The following is an 18,684-nucleotide window of genomic DNA, read 5'->3' as shown; positions in this document are numbered from 1 at the left end:
TTTGCTTGCCTTGATAAGCTACACCTATCAAACCTTTGGTGAGACGATTAGTCTGGGGTTGCATGGTGAATCTATGGGAAGTGCGATTTCCTTATCTGTTCTTGATAAACATCCTAAGTTAGATTTTGTAGTAGCGGACTGTGGGTTTACCAATTTATATGACCTGACAGAAGGAGCTTATCGGGATAATCATCTTGGTTTTCTCATTTACGGGGTTAATGCTATCACAAAATGGGGATTCGGGATTGACATGACAGAGACTAGTCCGATTGAATCGATAAAAACGAATCAGGTACCCATCTTATTTATCCATGGTGAAAAAGACAACTTCATCAAACCAGAAAATAGTCAAAAACTTTTTGAGGCGAATGCTTCCAAGGATCAATTGGTCATTGTTCCAAAGGCAGAGCATGCCAGTTCACGAGAAATTTTGGGAGAAGAAGCCTATACTGACTTAATCAAAAATTTTATCAATAGCTTGAAATAGAAGCTTTAATTTTATGAAATAAGGGTGGTCACATTGACCGCCTTTTCTCTTTTTATGGTAAAATATTAATAATGGTCATTTTGATGTTAAGATGACGAAAAAGTCTGAGTAAGATGAGAATGTAAGGAGGTCTGCCATGATTGAGACGAAAAAAGAGCAGGAGCGTGTCATTTTAGTCGGTGTTGAATTGCAGGACACGCCACATTTTGAAATGTCAATGGCAGAGCTAGCTAGCCTTGCTAAGACGGCTGGTGCAGAAGTGGTATCCACTTACACCCAGAAAAGAGAGCGCTATGACAGCAAATCCTTTGTCGGTTCAGGAAAATTGGCTGAGATAAAAGACATTGTTGAAGCTGATGACATTGATACCGTGATTGTCAACAATCGCTTAACACCTCGGCAAAATGCTAATTTGGAAACAGAACTCGGTGTCAAAGTCATTGACCGTATGCAGTTGATTTTAGATATTTTTGCCATGCGTGCAAGAAGTCATGAGGGCAAGTTACAAGTTCATCTTGCCCAGTTGAAATACATGCTGCCACGTTTGGTAGGTCAAGGAATTATGCTTAGTCGTCAGGCGGGTGGTATTGGGTCACGTGGGCCAGGTGAGAGTCAACTAGAATTGAACCGTCGTTCCATTAGAAATCAGATTTCGGATATTGAGCGCCAATTAAAAATTGTTGAGAAAAATCGCCAGACTATTCGTGATAAACGAAGCCAGTCTGAGGTTTTTAAAATTGGTCTTATCGGCTATACCAATGCAGGTAAATCAACGATTATGAATGTCTTAACAGATAATCGTCAGTACGAAGCCGATGAATTGTTTGCGACTTTGGATGCGACAACCAAGCAGATTTATCTTCAAAATCAATTTCAGGCAACCTTGACGGATACCGTTGGGTTTATTCAAGACTTGCCGACGGAATTGGTAGCAGCTTTTAAGTCAACTTTGGAAGAAAGTCGCCATGTGGATTTACTCCTTCATGTGATTGATGCGTCAGATCCAGATCATGAAGAGCATGAAAAGGTTGTTTTGGATCTTCTTAAGGATTTAGACATGCTCGATATTCCGCGCTTAGCTATTTACAATAAAATGGACAAGGCTAAAAATTTAACAGCAACAGCTTTTCCAAATGTTCGTCTATCAGCGCGTGAGGAAGGGGCAAGAGAAAGTTTGCGATATCTCATTATTGACGAGATTCGTGATGTTTTTGAACCCTTTAGTATCAAAGTTAGTCAAGATAAGCTCTATAAACTTTATGAACTAAATAAATTGGCACTACTAGACCGTTATGATTTTGATGAGCCGATTGAGGAAATCACAGGTCATATTGCGAGCCATAATCGTTGGAAATTAGAAGAATTTTATGATTGATTATATGTCACTTGCCCTCACTTATGGGGGCTTTACCGTGTTGGATAAGGTTTATTTGGAAAATAAGCTGGCGCAACTATCAGATGATGATAAATTGACTTTTATTACACCGCCACCTAGTGTCATCAATGCTTATTTTGCAGAGCTTTATCAAAAAGAAAGCCCAGAAGCTGCAACAAATTATTTTTTCAAGATGAGTCAGGAACTTAAACTGTATCAAGAAAATCCCTCTTTTTTAGAAGAAAAACCCTTTGTCAGATTAAATTTATCAGGCAAATCTTATGGGTTTGCCTATGAAAGTGATGAGGAAATCGCTCTTGTTTTTTCAGAACAAGATGAGCCTGTGAGCTCTGCTATTTTGTTTGAATTAGCACAGATTTTTCCACATTATAAGATTTACCTACAAGATGGCTTGATTAAGATGGCTAAAATGGCATTTTCAACTGAAGAACTGGAAAATTTGACACCTGAAAGTGCCTTGCTCAGCCATGTCACAAAAATTTCAGAAGATGTGATTAAGGTTAGTTCCTTCAACCAAGAGGAGTGTCTGGAGCTTGTAGCGACTTTTCAGGGGAAAAAATACTTTCATTATCATCAAAGAGAATTTGTTGTCTATATTGTTCAACCGAATAATGATAGAACGCCATGATAGTGACTCTAGGAATCGTAATAATAAGATTAGAATGTATGAGAAATTGATACCAAGGTATCGTAATGTTTATAGAAAGGATGTCGTAGGTTTGCCCTACGATTAGTATGATAAGATGGAATTACAGTTCTTAGGAACAGGGGCAGGGCAGCCTGCAAAACAACGTAATGTCTCAAGTTTAGTGTTGAAATTATTGGATGAGATTAACGAAATTTGGATGTTTGACTGTGGTGAAGGGACTCAACGTCAGATTTTGGAAACAACGATTAAGCCTCGTAAGGTTAAGAAAATTTTTATCACACATTTGCATGGAGACCATGTTTTGGGGTTGCCAGGATTCCTTGCCAGTCGTGCTTTTCAAGCTAGTGAAGAGCAGACAGATTTGGATATTTATGGTCCGCTAGGTATTCGTCAATTTGTCTTGACCAGTCTCAAAGTAACAGGGTCACGTCTGCCCTACCGTATTAATTTTTATGAATTTGATCGACAGAATTTGGGTAAAATATTGGAAACAGACAAGTTTATTGTTTACGCTGAACAATTAGATCATAGCATTTTTTGTATGGGTTATCGTGTCATGCAGAAAGATTTGGAAGGAACCCTTGATGCGGAAGCTCTAAAAGTAGCAGGTGTTCCTTTTGGTCCTCTTTTTGGTAAAGTTAAAAATGGTGAAGACATTACCTTAGAAGACGGAACAAAAATCATTGCAAAGGATTATATTTCAGAGCCTAAAAAAGGAAAAATCATCACTATTTTAGGAGATACAAGACAAACTGATGCTAGTGTCCGTCTTGCTCTTGGAGCAGATGTCTTGGTACATGAATCCACTTATGGAAAAGGGGATGAGAAAATTGCTCGAAGTCATGGGCATTCAACTAACATGCAAGCAGCAGAGGTGGCAAAAGCAGCGTCAGCCAAACGTCTTTTACTCAACCATGTTTCGGCACGTTTTCTTGGCCGTGATTGCAGGCAGATGGAGCGCGATGCGTCAGCCATTTTCAAAAATGTCCATGTGGTGAAAGATTTTGAGGAGATTGAGATTTGAGAATTGTTGCTATCACAGGAGCTTCTGGTGGAATTGCAGAGCAACTCATTAAGCAATTGCCAGAAGAAGATATGCTTCTTCTTCTCGGGCGGAGTGAGGAGTGCCTAGCAGAGCTTTACAAGGAACGTCAAAATAAACGTTGTATCGGTCTTGACATTACTGATGATACTGCTGTTGAAAATTTTATCAATCAGGTTTATCAAGAATTTGGTCGAATTGATGTTCTTATCAATAATGCTGGCTATGCCGTATATAAAAATTTTGAAGCATTTTCCATGACTGAAATTCGTGACATGTTTGATGTGAATACCTTTGCTAGCATGAATTTTTGCCGTCTCGTTGGTGGTAAGATGAAGGAAGCAAAATCAGGTCATATCATCAATATTGTCTCCATGTCAGGTTATATGGCTACAGGACAATCGTCCATTTATTCAGCGAGCAAATTTGCCATGATTGGCTATTCAGATACCCTTCGTTTGGAATTAGTCCCCCATGGTGTATTTGTCACGACTGTTAATCCAGGTCCTGTTGCGACAAAATTCTTTGACCAAGCAGACCCAAGTGGTTCTTATCTCGATAGTGTCAAAGCTTTTACCTTGCAACCTGATGTGGTTGCGGCTAAAATTGTAAACATTCTTGGAAAGAAAAAACGTCAGTTGAACATGCCGCTTGCCCTAAATGCAGCTCATAAAGCCTACACGCTGTTTCCAACTATTGCTGATTTTTTAGCAGGGACCGTGTTTAATTTGAAAGGAAAGTAATAAGATGCGTAAAAATGTAACGGTGGGACTCTTAGTAGCGTCTGTTGGCTTAACAGCCTTGTTGTCTATTGCCAATATCCAATCTGTGACAGTCAATTATTTATTTGGAACATTTAAGTTGCCTTTGATTTTACTGATTTTGCTTTCAGTTGGTTTAGGAATGTTCATTCAATTTCTGCTCGGCTTTTTCAAAAACATGAGCTTACGCCAAGAAATCAAAAAACTTAAAGAGGAACAAGTCAAGGTTAAGGATACGTTGACTGAAAAGGAAGTGACGGCCAAGTGACTCAACCAATCAATTTGCTTTTTTCAATCAATGATGGCTATGTGAATCAGTTCAAGGTTACTCTATATTCTGTAGTGAAAAATGCAAGTCGTAAGGATTTTCATGTTTACATTTTGCAAAAACCTTTGTTGGAACGACATGAAGAAGTGAAGGCCTACTGTGATAAATTGGGCGTGACCTACACGCCTGTTGTGATAGATGAGCAAGCTTTTGAAAATGCTCCAACAACAGATCGCTATCCTGAAACGATTTATTACCGTCTATTGGCGCATGAGTATTTACCAGAAAACTTAGAGAGAATGCTCTATTTGGATGCTGATATTCTTTGTATCAATGACTTGGTTCCACTTTACGACATGGATTTAGGCCAAAAGTTGTATGCTGCTGCTAGCCATACGGAAGATTCCGATATTACTGATGCGATCAATCGCCTGCGATTAGGGAACTATGAGTCGGCCTCCTACTTTAATTCAGGCGTGCTTCTAATGAATTTAACGACTATTCGTCAGAGAGTTAACCGTTCAGATATGATGTCCTATATTGCTGAGAAAGGAAAACTTCTTTTTCTTCCCGACCAAGATGTTCTTACTGCCTTATATGGACATGACATTGAGCTTATTCCAGATGATATTTATAATTATGATGCTCGTTATTTTTTGATTTATAGGGCCAAAAGCAAAGCTGATCACGGATTGGACTGGGTGATAGAACATACTGTCTTTTTACATTTTTGTGGGCGAGACAAGCCTTGGAAAAAAGGACATCGAAATGTATTTGCAAGCCTATACAAACATTATTGGCATTTAACAAAGAAAGAAGAATAAAATGGATATTTTATTACACGAAATTAGAGTTTTTGAAAATTATGAGGTAAAAAAAGCAGAGGCAGGGCATATTATTGTTGATACCAAGGTGGTAGACGGTTCCTTAAACTACTATGGCAACGCCCACGGTGGTTATTTATTTACCCTATGCGACCAGATTTCTGGTTTGGTTTCACGATCATTGGGTGCTAATGCAGTGACTCTACAATCAAATATCAATTACCTGCGTGCTGCTCATCTGGGAGATGTTTTAACTGTTGAAGGGCGTTGCATTCACAATGGACGTACTACAAAAATAGTTGATACGGTGGTTGCTAATGATAAGGGAGATGTTATCACTAAAGCGAGTTTCACCATGTTTGTCACAGATAAACCAGCAGGAGATGCCTAAGGCGGTGTATGTTAAGTATGATTACTTCAAAATTTGATTGGAAAATCATGGATAAAATGCCCGATGAGGGCTTTTTAAAAGTTGCTAAAAAAGCAGGTCTGACCAAGACAGCTGCTGGTATTGCTTTTGAGCGAGGTATTGATAATGAAGAAAAGTTAGCTGATTTTTTAGGAGCTGATTTGTCACATTTACACGATCCCTACCTGCTAAACGATATGGATAAGGCGGTAGCACGAATTAGGTCTGCGATTGAAACTGGTGAACAAATTCTCATCTATGGTGACTATGATGCTGATGGTATGACCAGCGCAAGCATTGTCAAAGAAACCCTAGAGATGATGGGAGCAGAGGTTCAAGTTTATCTTCCTAACCGTTTTACTGATGGTTACGGTCCAAATCTTAGTGTTTACAAGTATTTTATCGAGCAACAAGGGATTTCTCTAATTGTGACGGTGGATAATGGCGTAGCGGGACACGAGGCAATTGCTTATGCACAAGGTCAGGGAGTTGACGTTATCGTTACCGATCACCACAGCATGCCAGCAGAGCTACCAGAAGCATTTGCGACTGTTCATCCTGAGCATCCAGAAGCAGATTACCCCTTTAAATACCTTGCTGGTTGTGGTGTGGCTTTCAAATTAGCTACGGCGCTTCTTGAGAGTATTCCTACAGAATTATTAGATTTAGTTGCCATTGGGACGATTGCTGATATGGTCAGTCTGACCGATGAAAATCGTATCATGGTGAAGGTGGGACTTGCCATGATGAAACAAACGGAACGTATTGGCCTTATAGAATTACTAAAAGTTTCAGATGTTGACCTTGAGACGATAAATGAAGATACGGTTGGTTTTACCATTGTACCGCAGCTAAATGCCTTGGGGCGTCTGGATGATCCAAATCCAGCGATTAACTTGTTGACAGGATTTGATGATGAAGAAGCCCAGGCCATTGCCCTTATGATAAAGGACAAAAATGAAGAGCGTAAGGAACTGGTTCAACAAATTTTTGATGAGGCTGTTACCATGATTGACCCTGAAAAGCCTGTTCAAGTGTTGGCTAAGGAAGGCTGGCATCCAGGTGTATTAGGAATTGTAGCAGGTCGGATTTTAGAGCAAATCAGTCAGACTGTTGTAGTTCTCAATATTGAAAATGGCTCTGCTAAAGGTTCAGCCCGTAGCCTTGAAAGTCTGGATATTTTTGCAGCGCTTGATGACCATCGTGATATCTTTACAGCTTTTGGTGGTCATAGCGGAGCTGCTGGAATGACTCTTCCTGAGGAAAACCTTGAGAGGTTGTCCGAAATTCTTTGCAACTATGTGGTTGACAATCAGATAGACATTTCTGTCAAAAATAGTTTAACGGTTGATGAAGAGCTTGATTTGTCTGATTTAAGTTTAGAAACCCTTAAATCAATGGATAAACTAGCCCCATTTGGAATGGACAATAAAAAACCTGTTTTTTGGCTTAAAGATTTCAAGGTTACTCAGGCTCGTACCATGGGACAAAATAATGCTCACCTCAAATTGAAGGTCAGTCAAAATGGGGCGGATTATGATGTGGTCGCTTTTCACCAAGGTAGTCTTGTTCAAGAGTTTCAGCAGGCGCAGGATTTAGAACTTGCGGTGACACTCTCGGTAAACGTTTGGAACGGTGCAACGACACTGCAACTGATGTTAGTTGATGCGCGTGTTAATGGCGTTCAGCTCTTTGATATTCGTGCTAAGTCAGCCCAGTTGCCAGCTGATGTTCCTGATATTTTTTCAGCTGAAAATAGCAGAGCCGTTGTGGTGACTGATTTACCAGCTGCAGAAGAATTGAGAAATCTTTTTGAGCATAGGGACTTTGAGGCTATTTATTTTAAGAATACCATTAAAGACCCATATTACTTGACAGGATTTGGTACGCGTGAGCAATACGCAAAGCTCTACAAAACGATTTACCAATTTCCAGAGTTTGATGTGCGTTACAAGCTCAAGGAGCTCAGCCATTTCCTAAAAATCGAAAGTATTTTACTGGTCAAAATGATTCAAATCTTTGATGAGTTAGGCTTTGTCACAATTACAGACGGTGTTATGACAGTCAATAAAGACGCGCAAAAACGAGAGATTGCTGACAGTCAGATTTACCAAGAATTAAAAGCAACAGTGAAATACCAAGAACTCATGGCACTTGGAACTCCGCAGGAAATTTACGACTGGCTAAAAACAGAAAACACACTCTAACAAACATCAAAAGCACGGCATCAGGTCGTGTTTTTTGATATAATAATGATAAATCAACGATGTGAGGGTAACATGAAAAACGTATTAAAATCAGATAACTGGATTACTTTCTTTTTCTTAGTGTTATACGGTGGTGGAGTTGTGGTAAATGTTAAGAGCAGTAATTTACTAATGGCAAGCCTCTGGGCAGTCTTATTTTTAATCAATCTTGGAATGCTCTTGTACCGTATTTATGGGAAGAAGGATAAGAATAATGACAGATGAGCGTGTTCAACAGCTGAGTGCGCGTTTCCCAAAAGATGTGTCAGAACATTACCAGCAAATGATTCCAGCCTATCAGAAAGGGTATGCCGACTATGTCTTTCAAACGGATCAGGAAGCTACGCAAAATCGTCGGATTAAACAACTGACGAAAACTTTTCGTGGCTATGCGACAAAACCGTATCACTACCTTCAACCTTTGTCGGCAGAGGATGCCTTACAAGTAGCCACAAGCTGGCGATTATCTCCAGAAAAACAAGATAGTCTGCTTAACCCCAAACCCAATCAACATTCTTTTCAAGTGATTAAAAATGGTCTCTTTTTCGCCTATTGTTGCGTTGAAGAGCAAAATGGCACGCTAGTTTTGGCATTTGCTATAGCGCCACAGTATAGAGACAATGGACACGGCAGAGCCTGTTACCAAGCTATTGAAGACTACCTCAAGACGTCCCTTACAGCCAATCGAATCAGTCTAAATCTATCACCAGAAGAAGCTGATAATATAAGTTTTTTAGAATCACTAGGTTTTCAAAACGTTAGTAATCAAGATGGCTATCATTTGATGACAAAACCCTTAGTAAAGGAGTGACAAAACATGATTCCACATTACCTACATGGTTTAGTGATAAATTGGGACCAGGTAGAAGCAGAGTCTTATCTACCGAAAATCCCTGCCTTAGCTAGTGTTTCTGAACTATCGTTCTCAACTCCGGTAACCTTTTTCGTCGGTGAAAATGGCTCTGGAAAATCAACTTTACTTGAAGCGATTGCAGTAGCAGATGGGTTCAATGCGGAAGGTGGCAGTCGCAATTACCGCTTTTCAACCTATGATAGTCACTCAGAACTCCATGAGGCTGTACGGTTGAAACGTGGCATCAAAAAATCATCTTGGGGTTACTTTTTGCGGGCTGAGAGCTTTTATAATGTGGCAACGCAAGAAGAACGGTATGCGACAAAGAAAAGTCCTTCTAAGGGGTACCACAAGCAGTCACATGGAGAAAGTTTTCTAAATCTCTTGCAGTCCCAATCCTTTGAAAATGGTTTCTATATTCTTGATGAGCCAGAAGCAGCCCTATCACCGCAACGCCAGCTAACACTTTTATACCATCTCCATGAGCAAGTGAAGCGAGGGAGCCAGTTTATTATTGCGACCCATTCGCCCATTTTACTTGGGTTTCCAGAGGCGAGGATTCTATCATTTGATGATGGACAGGTTCAGGAAGTGGCCTATGAAGAGTGTTCAGCTTATCAAATCACCAAACTCTTTCTCGAAGACCGTGAAAGGGTATTGCACAATCTCTTGAAAGCACCTTAACCGTTTTTTTGTGATGATTTGAGATAAGTTTTACGTGTCCGTAAATTATCTTTTAGAAAAATGAGTTACAATTTGTTATAATAGTGCCATGTTAAAAAAACCAACATCCGCATATGTGCACATTCCCTTTTGTACACAGATTTGTTACTATTGTGATTTTTCAAAAGTATTTATCAAAAATCAGCCTGTGGATGCCTATCTACAGGCTCTTATTCGTGAAATTGAGTTAGCTGATACAGGCAAACTGCGGACGCTTTACATCGGTGGGGGAACCCCAACAGCAATCACCGCTGAACAGTTAGACTATTTGCTGACGCATTTGGAAAAGATTTTGGACTTGTCGCAAGTAGAAGAGTACACCATTGAAGCTAACCCTGGAGATTTGTCTCCTGAAAAAATAGCAGTGCTTCAAAAATCACGGGTCAATCGTGTGTCATTAGGGGTTCAGACTTTCAACGATAAACACTTGAAACGCATTGGACGTAGCCACAATGAAGCACAGATTTATGACAATATTGCAGCTCTAAAACAAGCTGGTTTTGATAATATTTCCATTGATCTGATTTATGCCCTACCTGGTCAGACCATGGAAGATGTTCGTGAAAATGTTGCGAAAGCACTCGCCTTAGACATTCCTCACCTCAGCCTTTACAGTCTCATCTTAGAGCATCATACGGTCTTTATGAATAAAATGCGGCGCGGTAAACTCAATCTGCCAACAGAAGATTTAGAAGCTGAAATGTTTGATTATATCATCGCAGAGCTAGAAAAAAATGGCTTTGAGCATTATGAGATTTCTAACTTCACCAAACCAACTATGGAAAGTCGCCACAACCTCATGTATTGGGATAATGATGAATATTATGGTTTTGGTGCAGGTGCTTCTGGCTACGTTGATGGCGTGCGCTATCGTAATCGAGGGCCGATTCAGCACTACCTTAAAGCTATCACGGAAGAGGGGCATGCGAGATTATCTGAGGAATTTTTGACCAAACGTGAGATGATGGAAGAAGAGTTCTTCTTAGGTCTCCGCAAAAAATCAGGCGTCTCCATCGCACGCTTTGAAAAAAAATTCCAAGAAAACTTTGATGGATTATACGGCGAAGCAGTTAAAGAATTATTAGCAGATGGTCTTGTCCAAATTACAGACGGACGCCTCAGAATGACAAAAAAAGGCCTCTTCTTAGGCGATACGGTGGCTGAGAAATTTATTTTGGAGGTATAAATGGCGACATTTAAAAAAGTGATTGTTGACATTATTGAGCCTAAGATTCTTGAGCAACAATTAAAAACATTTGTTTTGCTAGATATGATTCTTGTTCCTAAGGAAGAGGAATGGCTTCGTTCTTATACAAAAATACCAAGCTTACCTTATTATTTGTATGATACTGGTTCGGGTGATTATTTGTCAATTCGCTTTTTTGAAGAAGGTGTTATCATTAAAGGTTTTGACCATAAAAATGAACTCAGTGTTTTTACTTTGGAAGATCAGAATAGTACTTTTGTTAAATCTATGTATCATGATGTTCCAGAACATTTGTTGTCTAGTTTCACCCAAGAAGAGCTGTTAGAAACAACATTTTGTATCTGGTATGATAAAACCACTAATTGCTGGTATCAAAATGAACATCCAACTAATGATGGTGGGAAGAATTGGTTGTTATCCAACTTGATCCATACTGCTGAATTGTGGTTAGAATGGGCAGAAGCTTACTATGAATTTGAACTAGATAAAGCAACTGTGACGGAGCTTTTTAATGGATTACCAGCATCAGAAAGTAGGATCGCAAAACTGGTACCTGATGCTAATTATCAAGCTATTTTAAAAGAAATTTCAGACCTTGTTTAACTGCGAGCTATTGATAGGAGCGCTGCCAAACTAGTAACTGATGAAAAGATGAGGAGATACAATGGGACACATTTATAAAGAAGATTTTTTTATTCCATTTGACATGGTCGATGTTAATCACAATATCAAGTTGCCAAAACTCTTGTCTTACTGCCTTTTTGTATCGGGAAAACAGTCCCATTTACTAGGGAGAAGCGATGAGTATGTGCTTGAACATTTTGGCTTGGTATGGATTATCACAGACTACGAAGTTACCATTCACCGTCTCCCACGATTTACCGAGACAATTACGATTGAGACAGAAGCCATCAGCTACAATAAATTTTTCTGTTACCGCGTGTTCAGAGTTTATGATGCTTCTGGTGAGCTACTGCTTGATATTCTGACTTACTTTGCTTTAATGGATGCCCACACACGAAAGGTTTCTCCTGTTTTACCTGAGATTGTTGACGTTTACGGCTCAGCCGTTGTCAAAAAAATCCAAAGAGCGCCTAAGATGTTACCTTTGGAAAATGCAGAGCAGACGACTTATCATGTCCGTTATTTTGACATTGATATGAATGGTCATGTGAATAATAGCATCTATCTGGATTGGATGTATGATGTGCTGGGTTATGAGTTTTTGAGTAAGCATCGTCCCGCGAAATTGCAACTCAAGTATAGTCGAGAAGTCTCACCGGGTGGTGACATTTCATCTAATGTGGTTAAGGACGGCTTGAACACCTACCACAACATTACCTCTGAAGGGCAAGTTAACGCACAAGCCATTATTGAATGGCTACCTTTAAATAATGACAATTAGTAGCGAATTGTAACATTAGGTTTTCTAATAATCATCATTTTATAGAGTAAGCAGGATTTTTATAAATGTGGTATAATATCAATTATTATATATAAAAGGGGATTTTTAATGTTTAGAGCTTATAAAAATTATTGGCTGAATTATGCTAATTTTGAAGGGAAATCAAAACGTGCTGATTTTTGGTGGGTGGTATTGTGTAATTTTTTAATTAGTTTACCGTTTGCTTTAGTTGGTTTCTTTCTATTCTTTTTTAATATCGCTAGTATAGTAGCGTCAGATCCTATGGCTTTTGAGTATATGTCTAATGAGGAGTCTGTGGTTTTTGCTTTTGAAATGTTTTCTTCTATTGTCCCAATTTTGATCATTTTTATTATTTGGTGGTTGGCTACATTGATTCCAAACTTGGCATTAGAGGTTCGCCGTTATCGTGATGCGGGCTTAAGCTGGGCCTTTATCTTTCTTAATTTAGGTGCGCTTCTTGCTTTTGTACCTGTTATTGGTTGGTTGGTGTCACTTGGATTTCATATTGCCCGCTTAGTTCTTTTGGTACAACCAAGTAAAGCGGTGCATGAAAGCGCTGATGAAGAAACAAGTTATTGGTCAACAGAACCTCTTCAAAGTGATGACTCTCATCTGGTAGAGAGTAGTCAATCTCCAGTAGAAGATACTACTTTCGGAGAATAATTATCATGATGAGGTTGGGACAAAAATATCTCAACCTTCTCTTTTTGATGGTAATAACAGATTGACGTAGTGGTTGATTGGAGGTCTGTAGCTGGACACTTCTTTCATTTTCAAGTGTCCACCTAAAATAGTCCACTGGACTATTTTAGTACTATGCAATCGTTAGCGGTCATCCTATACGAATGTGATGAACATCGTTCATCTTATTTCCAACCTCCAAAGGTCTCTCAGACCTTTGGAGCTGTGCGGAGGTGGGAGTGAAAGTGTCCAGTGGACAGTTTCAGCCTGAGCTTAGAGACCAGAGAGCGAGGGGAAGTCAATTTCTTCGAAATCATGACTTCTGTCTCACTCTCTTTTGTTTTCTTACGTGAAATTATGGTAAAATAAAACTATGATAAATCGAATGAAACAGTTGGTTGATGACCTCAATCGTTATGCTAAAGAATACTATACAAACGATGCTCCAAGTATCTCAGACAGCGAGTATGACAAACTCTATCGTGAGCTTGTTCAACTTGAAGAAGAATATCCTGAGTTGATATTGCCGAATAGTCCGACTCATCGCATCGGTGGACGTATCTTGGAAGGATTTGAGAAATTTGAACATGAGTACCCGCTTTTCTCTCTTCAAGATGCCTTTTCACGTGAAGAATTAGATGAGTTCGATAGACGTATTAAGGCTGAATTTCCTCAGGCAACTTATTTGGCAGAACTCAAAATTGACGGACTTTCCTTATCTTTAACTTATGTTGAGGGTGTGTTGCAGGTGGCTGCGACTCGTGGTGATGGTAGCATTGGTGAAAATATCACTGATAATGTTAAACGGATTAAGGATGTTCCACTCAGTTTAGCTGGTAGAGAAACGATAACAGTTCGTGGTGAGGCTTATCTGCCTCGCGCAGCTTTTGCTAAAATCAATCAAGAGCGTCAAGAAAACGGAGAGCCTGAATTTGCTAATCCTCGAAATGCTGCTGCTGGAACCTTACGCCAGCTAGATACGGCTGTGGTTGCAAAGCGTAATTTAGCAACCTTTATTTATCAAGAAGCAGGAGAAACGGCTTTTGAGACGCAAGAAGCGGTTCTTGAAGGGTTTGAAGCGCTTGGTTTTGTGGTAAATCCTCGTCGTCTTGTCACTTCATCAATGGATGACATTTGGAGTTTTATTCAAGATGTTCAATCAGAACGTGATTATCTTGCCTACGATATTGATGGGATTGTCATTAAAGTCAATAGTCTAGCAATGCAAGAGGAGCTTGGTTTTACCGTGAAAGCGCCTCGTTGGGCAGTTGCTTACAAGTTTCCAGCTGAGGAAAAAGAGGCAGAGCTGCTTTCAGTGGATTGGCAAGTGGGGCGTACGGGTGTGATTACGCCAACAGCAAATCTCAGTCCTGTCCAATTAGCAGGGACAACAGTTTCTCGAGCGACCCTACATAATGTTGACTACATTGCTGAAAAAGATATTCGCATCGGTGATACAGTTATTGTTTATAAAGCTGGCGATATTATTCCAGCGGTATTGCGAGTAGTAGATAGCAAGCGCAAGAGTCAAGAAACGATGGAGATTCCAAGCGCCTGTCCCTCTTGTCAATCAGAATTAGTGCATTATGAGGATGAGGTTGCACTTCGTTGTATCAATCCGTTGTGTCCGAGTCAAGTGCAACGACGTTTAGAGCATTTTGCGAGCCGTGATGCCATGAATATTGCTGGCTTGGGAAGTTCTATCGTTGAAAAATTGTTTAAGGCTAATCTCATTCATGATGTGGCAGATATTTACCGCTTGACGGTAGAGGATTTGCTGACTTTGGAAGGATTTAAAGACAAATCAGCTGAAAAACTTTATGTGGCCATTCAAACCTCTAAAACCAATTCAGCTGAGAAGTTGCTCTTTGGCCTTGGTATTCGTCATGTAGGTGGCAAAGTTTCCAAACTTCTTTTGGAAGTCTTTGAAAATGTGCCCGCGCTAGCAGAAGCAGAGGAAGAAGCCATTGCCTCAATAGAAGGAGTTGGTGGTGTGATTGCAAAGAGCCTGCGCAGCTATTTTGCAAAAAATGAAAGCCAACTGCTCCTCAAAGAACTCGCAGACTATGGTGTTAATTTATCTTATTTAGGTAAGAAGGTAGCGCAAGATGCGGCCCTTTCGGGGATGACAATTGTTTTGACAGGTAAGTTAGAACAAATGGGACGCAAAGAAGCTAAGGAAAAATTGGAAAATTTAGGTGCTAAGGTAACGGGCTCTGTTTCTAAAAAAACAGACTTAGTAGTTGCTGGTAGCGATGCAGGAAGTAAGCTAATCAAAGCTCAGGAGTTAGGAATTAGAGTAGAAAATGAGACTTGGTTGCTAGACTTATAGAGATAGAAAAAGTGATAATATGGAAAAACAACGCAAACGTGCCCGTTTAATCTATAACCCAACATCAGGGCAAGAAATCATGAAAAAAAATGTTGCTGAGGTCCTTGATATTTTAGAAAGTTTTGGCTATGAAACGTCTGCTTTTCAGACAACCGCAGAAAAAAATTCTGCCATGGATGAGGCTACTCGCGCCGGGCTCTTGGGTTTTGATCTTGTGATTGCTGCAGGTGGAGATGGAACAATCAATGAAGTGGTTAATGGCATTGCCCCTCTCGAAAAACGTCCAGCTATGGCTATTATTCCAACAGGAACAACTAATGATTTTGCCCGTGCTTTAAAAATTCCACGTGGTAATCCTGTTGAGGCAGCCAAAATGATTGGTAAGAATCAAACTATTGCTATGGACGTCGGTCGTGCCTACGGTGAACGTTATTTTATTAACATTGCAGCTGCGGGAAGTCTTAGTGAGTTGACTTATAGCGTTCCTAGTCAGTTAAAAACCATGTTTGGTTATTTAGCTTACTTAGCTAAAGGTGTGGAATTGTTGCCACAAATTAGCAATGTCCCTGTCAAAATCACGCATGATGACGGTGTGTTTAAAGGAGAGGTTTCTATGATTTTTGCTGCTATCACTAATTCTGTAGGTGGCTTTGAGCAGATTGCCCCAGATGCAAAATTAGATGACGGTAATTTTACACTCATTCTTGTAAAAACGGCTAATTTGATGGAAATCCTGCATTTGATTCGATTGGTTTTAGATGGCGGAAAACACATAACAGATAAACGTATCGAATATCTTAAAACAAGTTATATTAAAATTGAACCTCAAAGCGATAAGCGCATGATGATTAATTTGGATGGTGAGTATGGTGGAGACGCCCCAATTGTTTTAGAAAATCTTAAAAATCACATCACTTTTTTTGCCAATACAGATGATATTTCAGACGATGCTCTTGTCTCAGATGATGAACGAGAATTTGAAGAATTTGCTTACCGATTTACTCATGAAGTGGAGGATTTGGAAAAGGAGAACAGTCACTAAATGATATCTAATACAACAGTTGTTCACTTCCATAGTAAATGGGAAAACTATTTTGATTTAAGTTTATGGCAGTGGCAAATAGGAGACCTTGGACACGAGACATTTTTTAGCCTTTTTGATAGTTTTGGGGTTAAGGCAACATTGACTTATCCTGCTCCGCATTTTCTTAATGAGGTAGGGGTACTTATTAAAAAAAAAGACTGGTCTTCTAAAACAAAAGATTATCATATTCATCGGCATGTTGGTCTTGATAAAACAGAGGTGTGGTTGGTTGATGGTGATGAAACGGTTTATTATTCAAGGCAAGCAGCAATAGCTAGCCCTTATTATGGGAGACGCCAATCTCATGCCTTTGATATGGGAATCAATAGCAAAGCTTTTGATAGAGAGTGGGGATTTGACGGTTGGTTGGGGTTTCAATACCATCAGGATGCTACTGATTTTAGGCTTTGGGCTCCTACTGCAGAAGCGGTTGAATTAGTGCTATATTCTTCGACCAATAAAGATGCGAGTGTGGCAGAAGTTCATTCTATGTTCAGAGGAAAGCATCGAAACCCGGATAACCATAAAGAAAATACTCACGGTGTCTGGTCTATTAGCCTCTCGGGAGATTACAATTTCACGGCTTACAGCTACCGCATCCATTACCGTAAGCGGACTTTTAAGGATAGTCGCGATCCATACAGTATTGCGACAACAGCGGATAGTAAGAGATCAATTATTGTTTCTGAACGTGATCGTACACCACATGATTTCACGGTGACGCATGGTAAACAAGCACCTTGGAGAGTATCTAATCCCAATCAAGCTGTTATTTGTGAAATGCATATCCGTGACTTTACCAAGTCTGAGACTTCTGGCGTTGATGATGACAAACGCGGTAAGTTTCTTGGTGCAATTCAAAAAGGCACAACCAATGTATTTGGTGATGCCACAGGATTTGATTATATCAAACAAATGGGCTATAGCTATGTCCAACTACAACCAATATTTGACCATCATCAAATGATTTTAGAGGATGGAACTTATGTTTACAACTGGGGTTATGATCCTGAAAATTACAATGTTCCAGATGCTAGTTTGACGTCAAATCCTGATGAGCCCGCAACACGTATTTTAGAATTAAAAGAACTGATTCAGGCATACCATAAAGCGGGTATTGGGGTGATTTTAGACGTGGTCTACAATCATACCTACTCAACAGAAGATTCTGCTTTTCAATTAACGGTTCCAGACTATTATTATCGGATGAATGCAGACGGATCTTTCCAAAACGGTTCTGGTTGTGGGAATGAAACGGCTTCTGAAAAGGAAATGTTCCGTAAGTACATGATTGATTCATTAATATTTTGGGTCCGAGAGTACGGCGTTGATGGCTTTCGTTTTGACTTGATGGGTTTGCATGATGTGACAACGATGCAGCTTATCCGCTCTGCAATGGACCAGATTGACCCTAATATTCTTCTTTATGGAGAAGGTTGGGATATGGGAGTTGGATTGATGCCAGAGGACAAGGCTAAAAAAGGCAATGCAGCACAAATGCCTGGAATTGGTTTTTTCAATGATGATTCACGTGACGCCATTAAGGGTGCAGAAGTTTATGGTTACTTTGAAAAAGGTTTTGTTTCAGGCGAAGCGACAGAGGATGTCCTTGCGAAAGCTTTTTTAGGTAGTGATGAGTTAAATCACTATGTCACGCCTAGCCAGGTGGTCAATTACGTTGAAGCGCACGATAATTATAATCTTAATGACCTCATGTGGCACCTTCACCCAAATGATGACATGGAGGCCCATAAAAGGCGTATTGCACTTGCTAGTAAGATGAATTTAACACTACAAGGTATTTGTTTTATGCAGTTAGGTCAAGAATTTATGCGAACGAAACTTTATCCAACAGGAGAAAATGGAGAATTGACTCAAGAGGATAAGGAAAGAGCGATGAATTCTTACAATTCTCCAGATGAAGTGAATCAAGTGGATTGGAAACTAGTAACAGAACATGCGGATTTAATCTCTGAAATTCGTCAATTTATACTAGAAAAGAAAGAAAATCCTATTTTTTCAATTAGTGAATTTCCGAAGATTCGTGAAATGGTATTTGTTGAGTGTGCGGTACCAGGTAGTGGTGAACTGGTTGTTCGCTATGCTGGACGGCAGAAATATTCTTTAAAACTGAACAATATTGAAAAAACTTTGGAATTTTCATGACAAATAAACAAAAATATGTTAAACTTAATTTAAAGCGTTTTCCTAAAAAGAAAACAGGAACATTGAATTGGGGATAATCTTAGAATGATAAGATTATCCCCATTTTTTATCTAGTGAATTTGTTATTAAA

At 39.6% G+C, this 18,684-nt stretch carries 18 protein-coding genes and 1 pseudogene; all 19 read left to right on the top strand.

Annotation, left to right across the window (positions count from 1 at the left end):
- The first annotated feature begins 1 nt into the window (after position 1).
- The gene (locus ACFPQ3_RS02345; protein ID WP_198039932.1) at positions 2-487 is read left to right on the top strand and encodes an alpha/beta hydrolase; all 486 of its coding nucleotides are present in this window, start codon (positions 2-4) and stop codon (positions 485-487) included.
- A 136-nt stretch (positions 488-623) separates the two neighbouring features.
- Positions 624-1,862 carry a GTPase HflX gene (hflX, locus tag ACFPQ3_RS02340; protein ID WP_156807012.1) on the top strand — a complete coding sequence of 413 codons (1,239 nt, stop codon included), beginning with the start codon at positions 624-626 and terminating at the stop codon, positions 1,860-1,862.
- Positions 1,855-2,511 carry an HIT family protein gene (locus ACFPQ3_RS02335; RefSeq protein ID WP_156807013.1) on the top strand — a complete coding sequence of 219 codons (657 nt, stop codon included), beginning with the start codon at positions 1,855-1,857 and terminating at the stop codon, positions 2,509-2,511. Before hflX ends, ACFPQ3_RS02335 begins: the two co-directional genes overlap by 8 nt.
- A 115-nt stretch (positions 2,512-2,626) precedes the next feature.
- On the top strand, positions 2,627-3,556 hold the full coding sequence (gene rnz, locus ACFPQ3_RS02330) for a ribonuclease Z (protein WP_156807014.1): 930 nt from the start codon (positions 2,627-2,629) through the stop codon (positions 3,554-3,556).
- Positions 3,553-4,317: an SDR family NAD(P)-dependent oxidoreductase gene (locus tag ACFPQ3_RS02325; RefSeq protein WP_156807015.1), complete on the top strand. Its 765-nt coding sequence runs from the start codon at positions 3,553-3,555 to the stop codon at positions 4,315-4,317. Before rnz ends, ACFPQ3_RS02325 begins: the two co-directional genes overlap by 4 nt.
- Positions 4,318-4,321: 4 nt before the next feature.
- Positions 4,322-4,603: a lipopolysaccharide assembly protein LapA domain-containing protein gene (locus tag ACFPQ3_RS02320; protein ID WP_156807016.1), complete on the top strand. Its 282-nt coding sequence runs from the start codon at positions 4,322-4,324 to the stop codon at positions 4,601-4,603.
- On the top strand, positions 4,600-5,427 hold the full coding sequence (locus ACFPQ3_RS02315) for a glycosyltransferase family 8 protein (RefSeq protein WP_156807017.1): 828 nt from the start codon (positions 4,600-4,602) through the stop codon (positions 5,425-5,427). The genes ACFPQ3_RS02320 and ACFPQ3_RS02315 overlap by 4 nt, the downstream gene beginning before the upstream one ends.
- A gap of 1 nt (position 5,428) precedes the next feature.
- Positions 5,429-5,818, top strand: coding sequence for a PaaI family thioesterase (locus ACFPQ3_RS02310; RefSeq protein ID WP_156807018.1), 390 nt, complete (start codon positions 5,429-5,431; stop codon positions 5,816-5,818).
- Between the two features lie 17 nt (positions 5,819-5,835).
- Complete coding sequence (gene recJ, locus ACFPQ3_RS02305) at positions 5,836-8,043, top strand: single-stranded-DNA-specific exonuclease RecJ (protein WP_156807019.1); 2,208 nt, start codon at positions 5,836-5,838, stop codon at positions 8,041-8,043.
- A 72-nt stretch (positions 8,044-8,115) separates the two neighbouring features.
- The gene (locus ACFPQ3_RS02300) at positions 8,116-8,307 is read left to right on the top strand and encodes a hypothetical protein (RefSeq protein WP_156807020.1); all 192 of its coding nucleotides are present in this window, start codon (positions 8,116-8,118) and stop codon (positions 8,305-8,307) included.
- Positions 8,297-8,893 (top strand): GNAT family N-acetyltransferase, encoded by a 597-nt coding sequence (locus ACFPQ3_RS02295; protein WP_161979185.1) that lies wholly within the window; start codon positions 8,297-8,299, stop codon positions 8,891-8,893. The genes ACFPQ3_RS02300 and ACFPQ3_RS02295 overlap by 11 nt, the downstream gene beginning before the upstream one ends.
- A 6-nt stretch (positions 8,894-8,899) precedes the next feature.
- A complete protein-coding gene (locus ACFPQ3_RS02290; RefSeq protein ID WP_156807022.1) occupies positions 8,900-9,619 on the top strand; it encodes an AAA family ATPase in 720 nt (239 codons plus the stop codon).
- Positions 9,620-9,707: 88 nt separating this feature from the next.
- Positions 9,708-10,844, top strand: coding sequence for a radical SAM family heme chaperone HemW (hemW, locus tag ACFPQ3_RS02285; protein ID WP_156807023.1), 1,137 nt, complete (start codon positions 9,708-9,710; stop codon positions 10,842-10,844).
- Positions 10,845-11,468: a hypothetical protein gene (locus tag ACFPQ3_RS02280; RefSeq protein WP_156807024.1), complete on the top strand. Its 624-nt coding sequence runs from the start codon at positions 10,845-10,847 to the stop codon at positions 11,466-11,468. It abuts the gene before it with no gap.
- Positions 11,469-11,529: 61 nt separating this feature from the next.
- A complete protein-coding gene (locus tag ACFPQ3_RS02275; protein ID WP_156807025.1) occupies positions 11,530-12,270 on the top strand; it encodes an acyl-ACP thioesterase domain-containing protein in 741 nt (246 codons plus the stop codon).
- Positions 12,271-12,378: 108 nt separating this feature from the next.
- On the top strand, positions 12,379-12,954 hold the full coding sequence (locus ACFPQ3_RS02270; RefSeq protein WP_156807026.1) for a DUF805 domain-containing protein: 576 nt from the start codon (positions 12,379-12,381) through the stop codon (positions 12,952-12,954).
- Positions 12,955-13,345: 391 nt separating this feature from the next.
- On the top strand, positions 13,346-15,304 hold the full coding sequence (ligA, locus tag ACFPQ3_RS02265; protein WP_156807027.1) for an NAD-dependent DNA ligase LigA: 1,959 nt from the start codon (positions 13,346-13,348) through the stop codon (positions 15,302-15,304).
- Positions 15,305-15,323: 19 nt separating this feature from the next.
- On the top strand, positions 15,324-16,346 hold the full coding sequence (locus ACFPQ3_RS02260) for a diacylglycerol kinase family lipid kinase (RefSeq protein WP_156807028.1): 1,023 nt from the start codon (positions 15,324-15,326) through the stop codon (positions 16,344-16,346).
- A 3-nt stretch (positions 16,347-16,349) separates the two neighbouring features.
- Positions 16,350-18,545 (top strand): annotated as a pseudogene (gene pulA, locus ACFPQ3_RS02255) (type I pullulanase); the annotation flags it as partial.
- Between the last annotated feature and the right edge of the window lie 139 nt (positions 18,546-18,684).

The sequence above is a fragment of the Streptococcus caledonicus genome (genome assembly GCF_042656225.1).
GTDB lineage: Bacteria > Bacillota > Bacilli > Lactobacillales > Streptococcaceae > Streptococcus > Streptococcus caledonicus.
The sequence above is the reverse complement of the archived record's forward strand: the minus strand, read 5'-3'. Positions and strand labels throughout refer to the sequence as shown.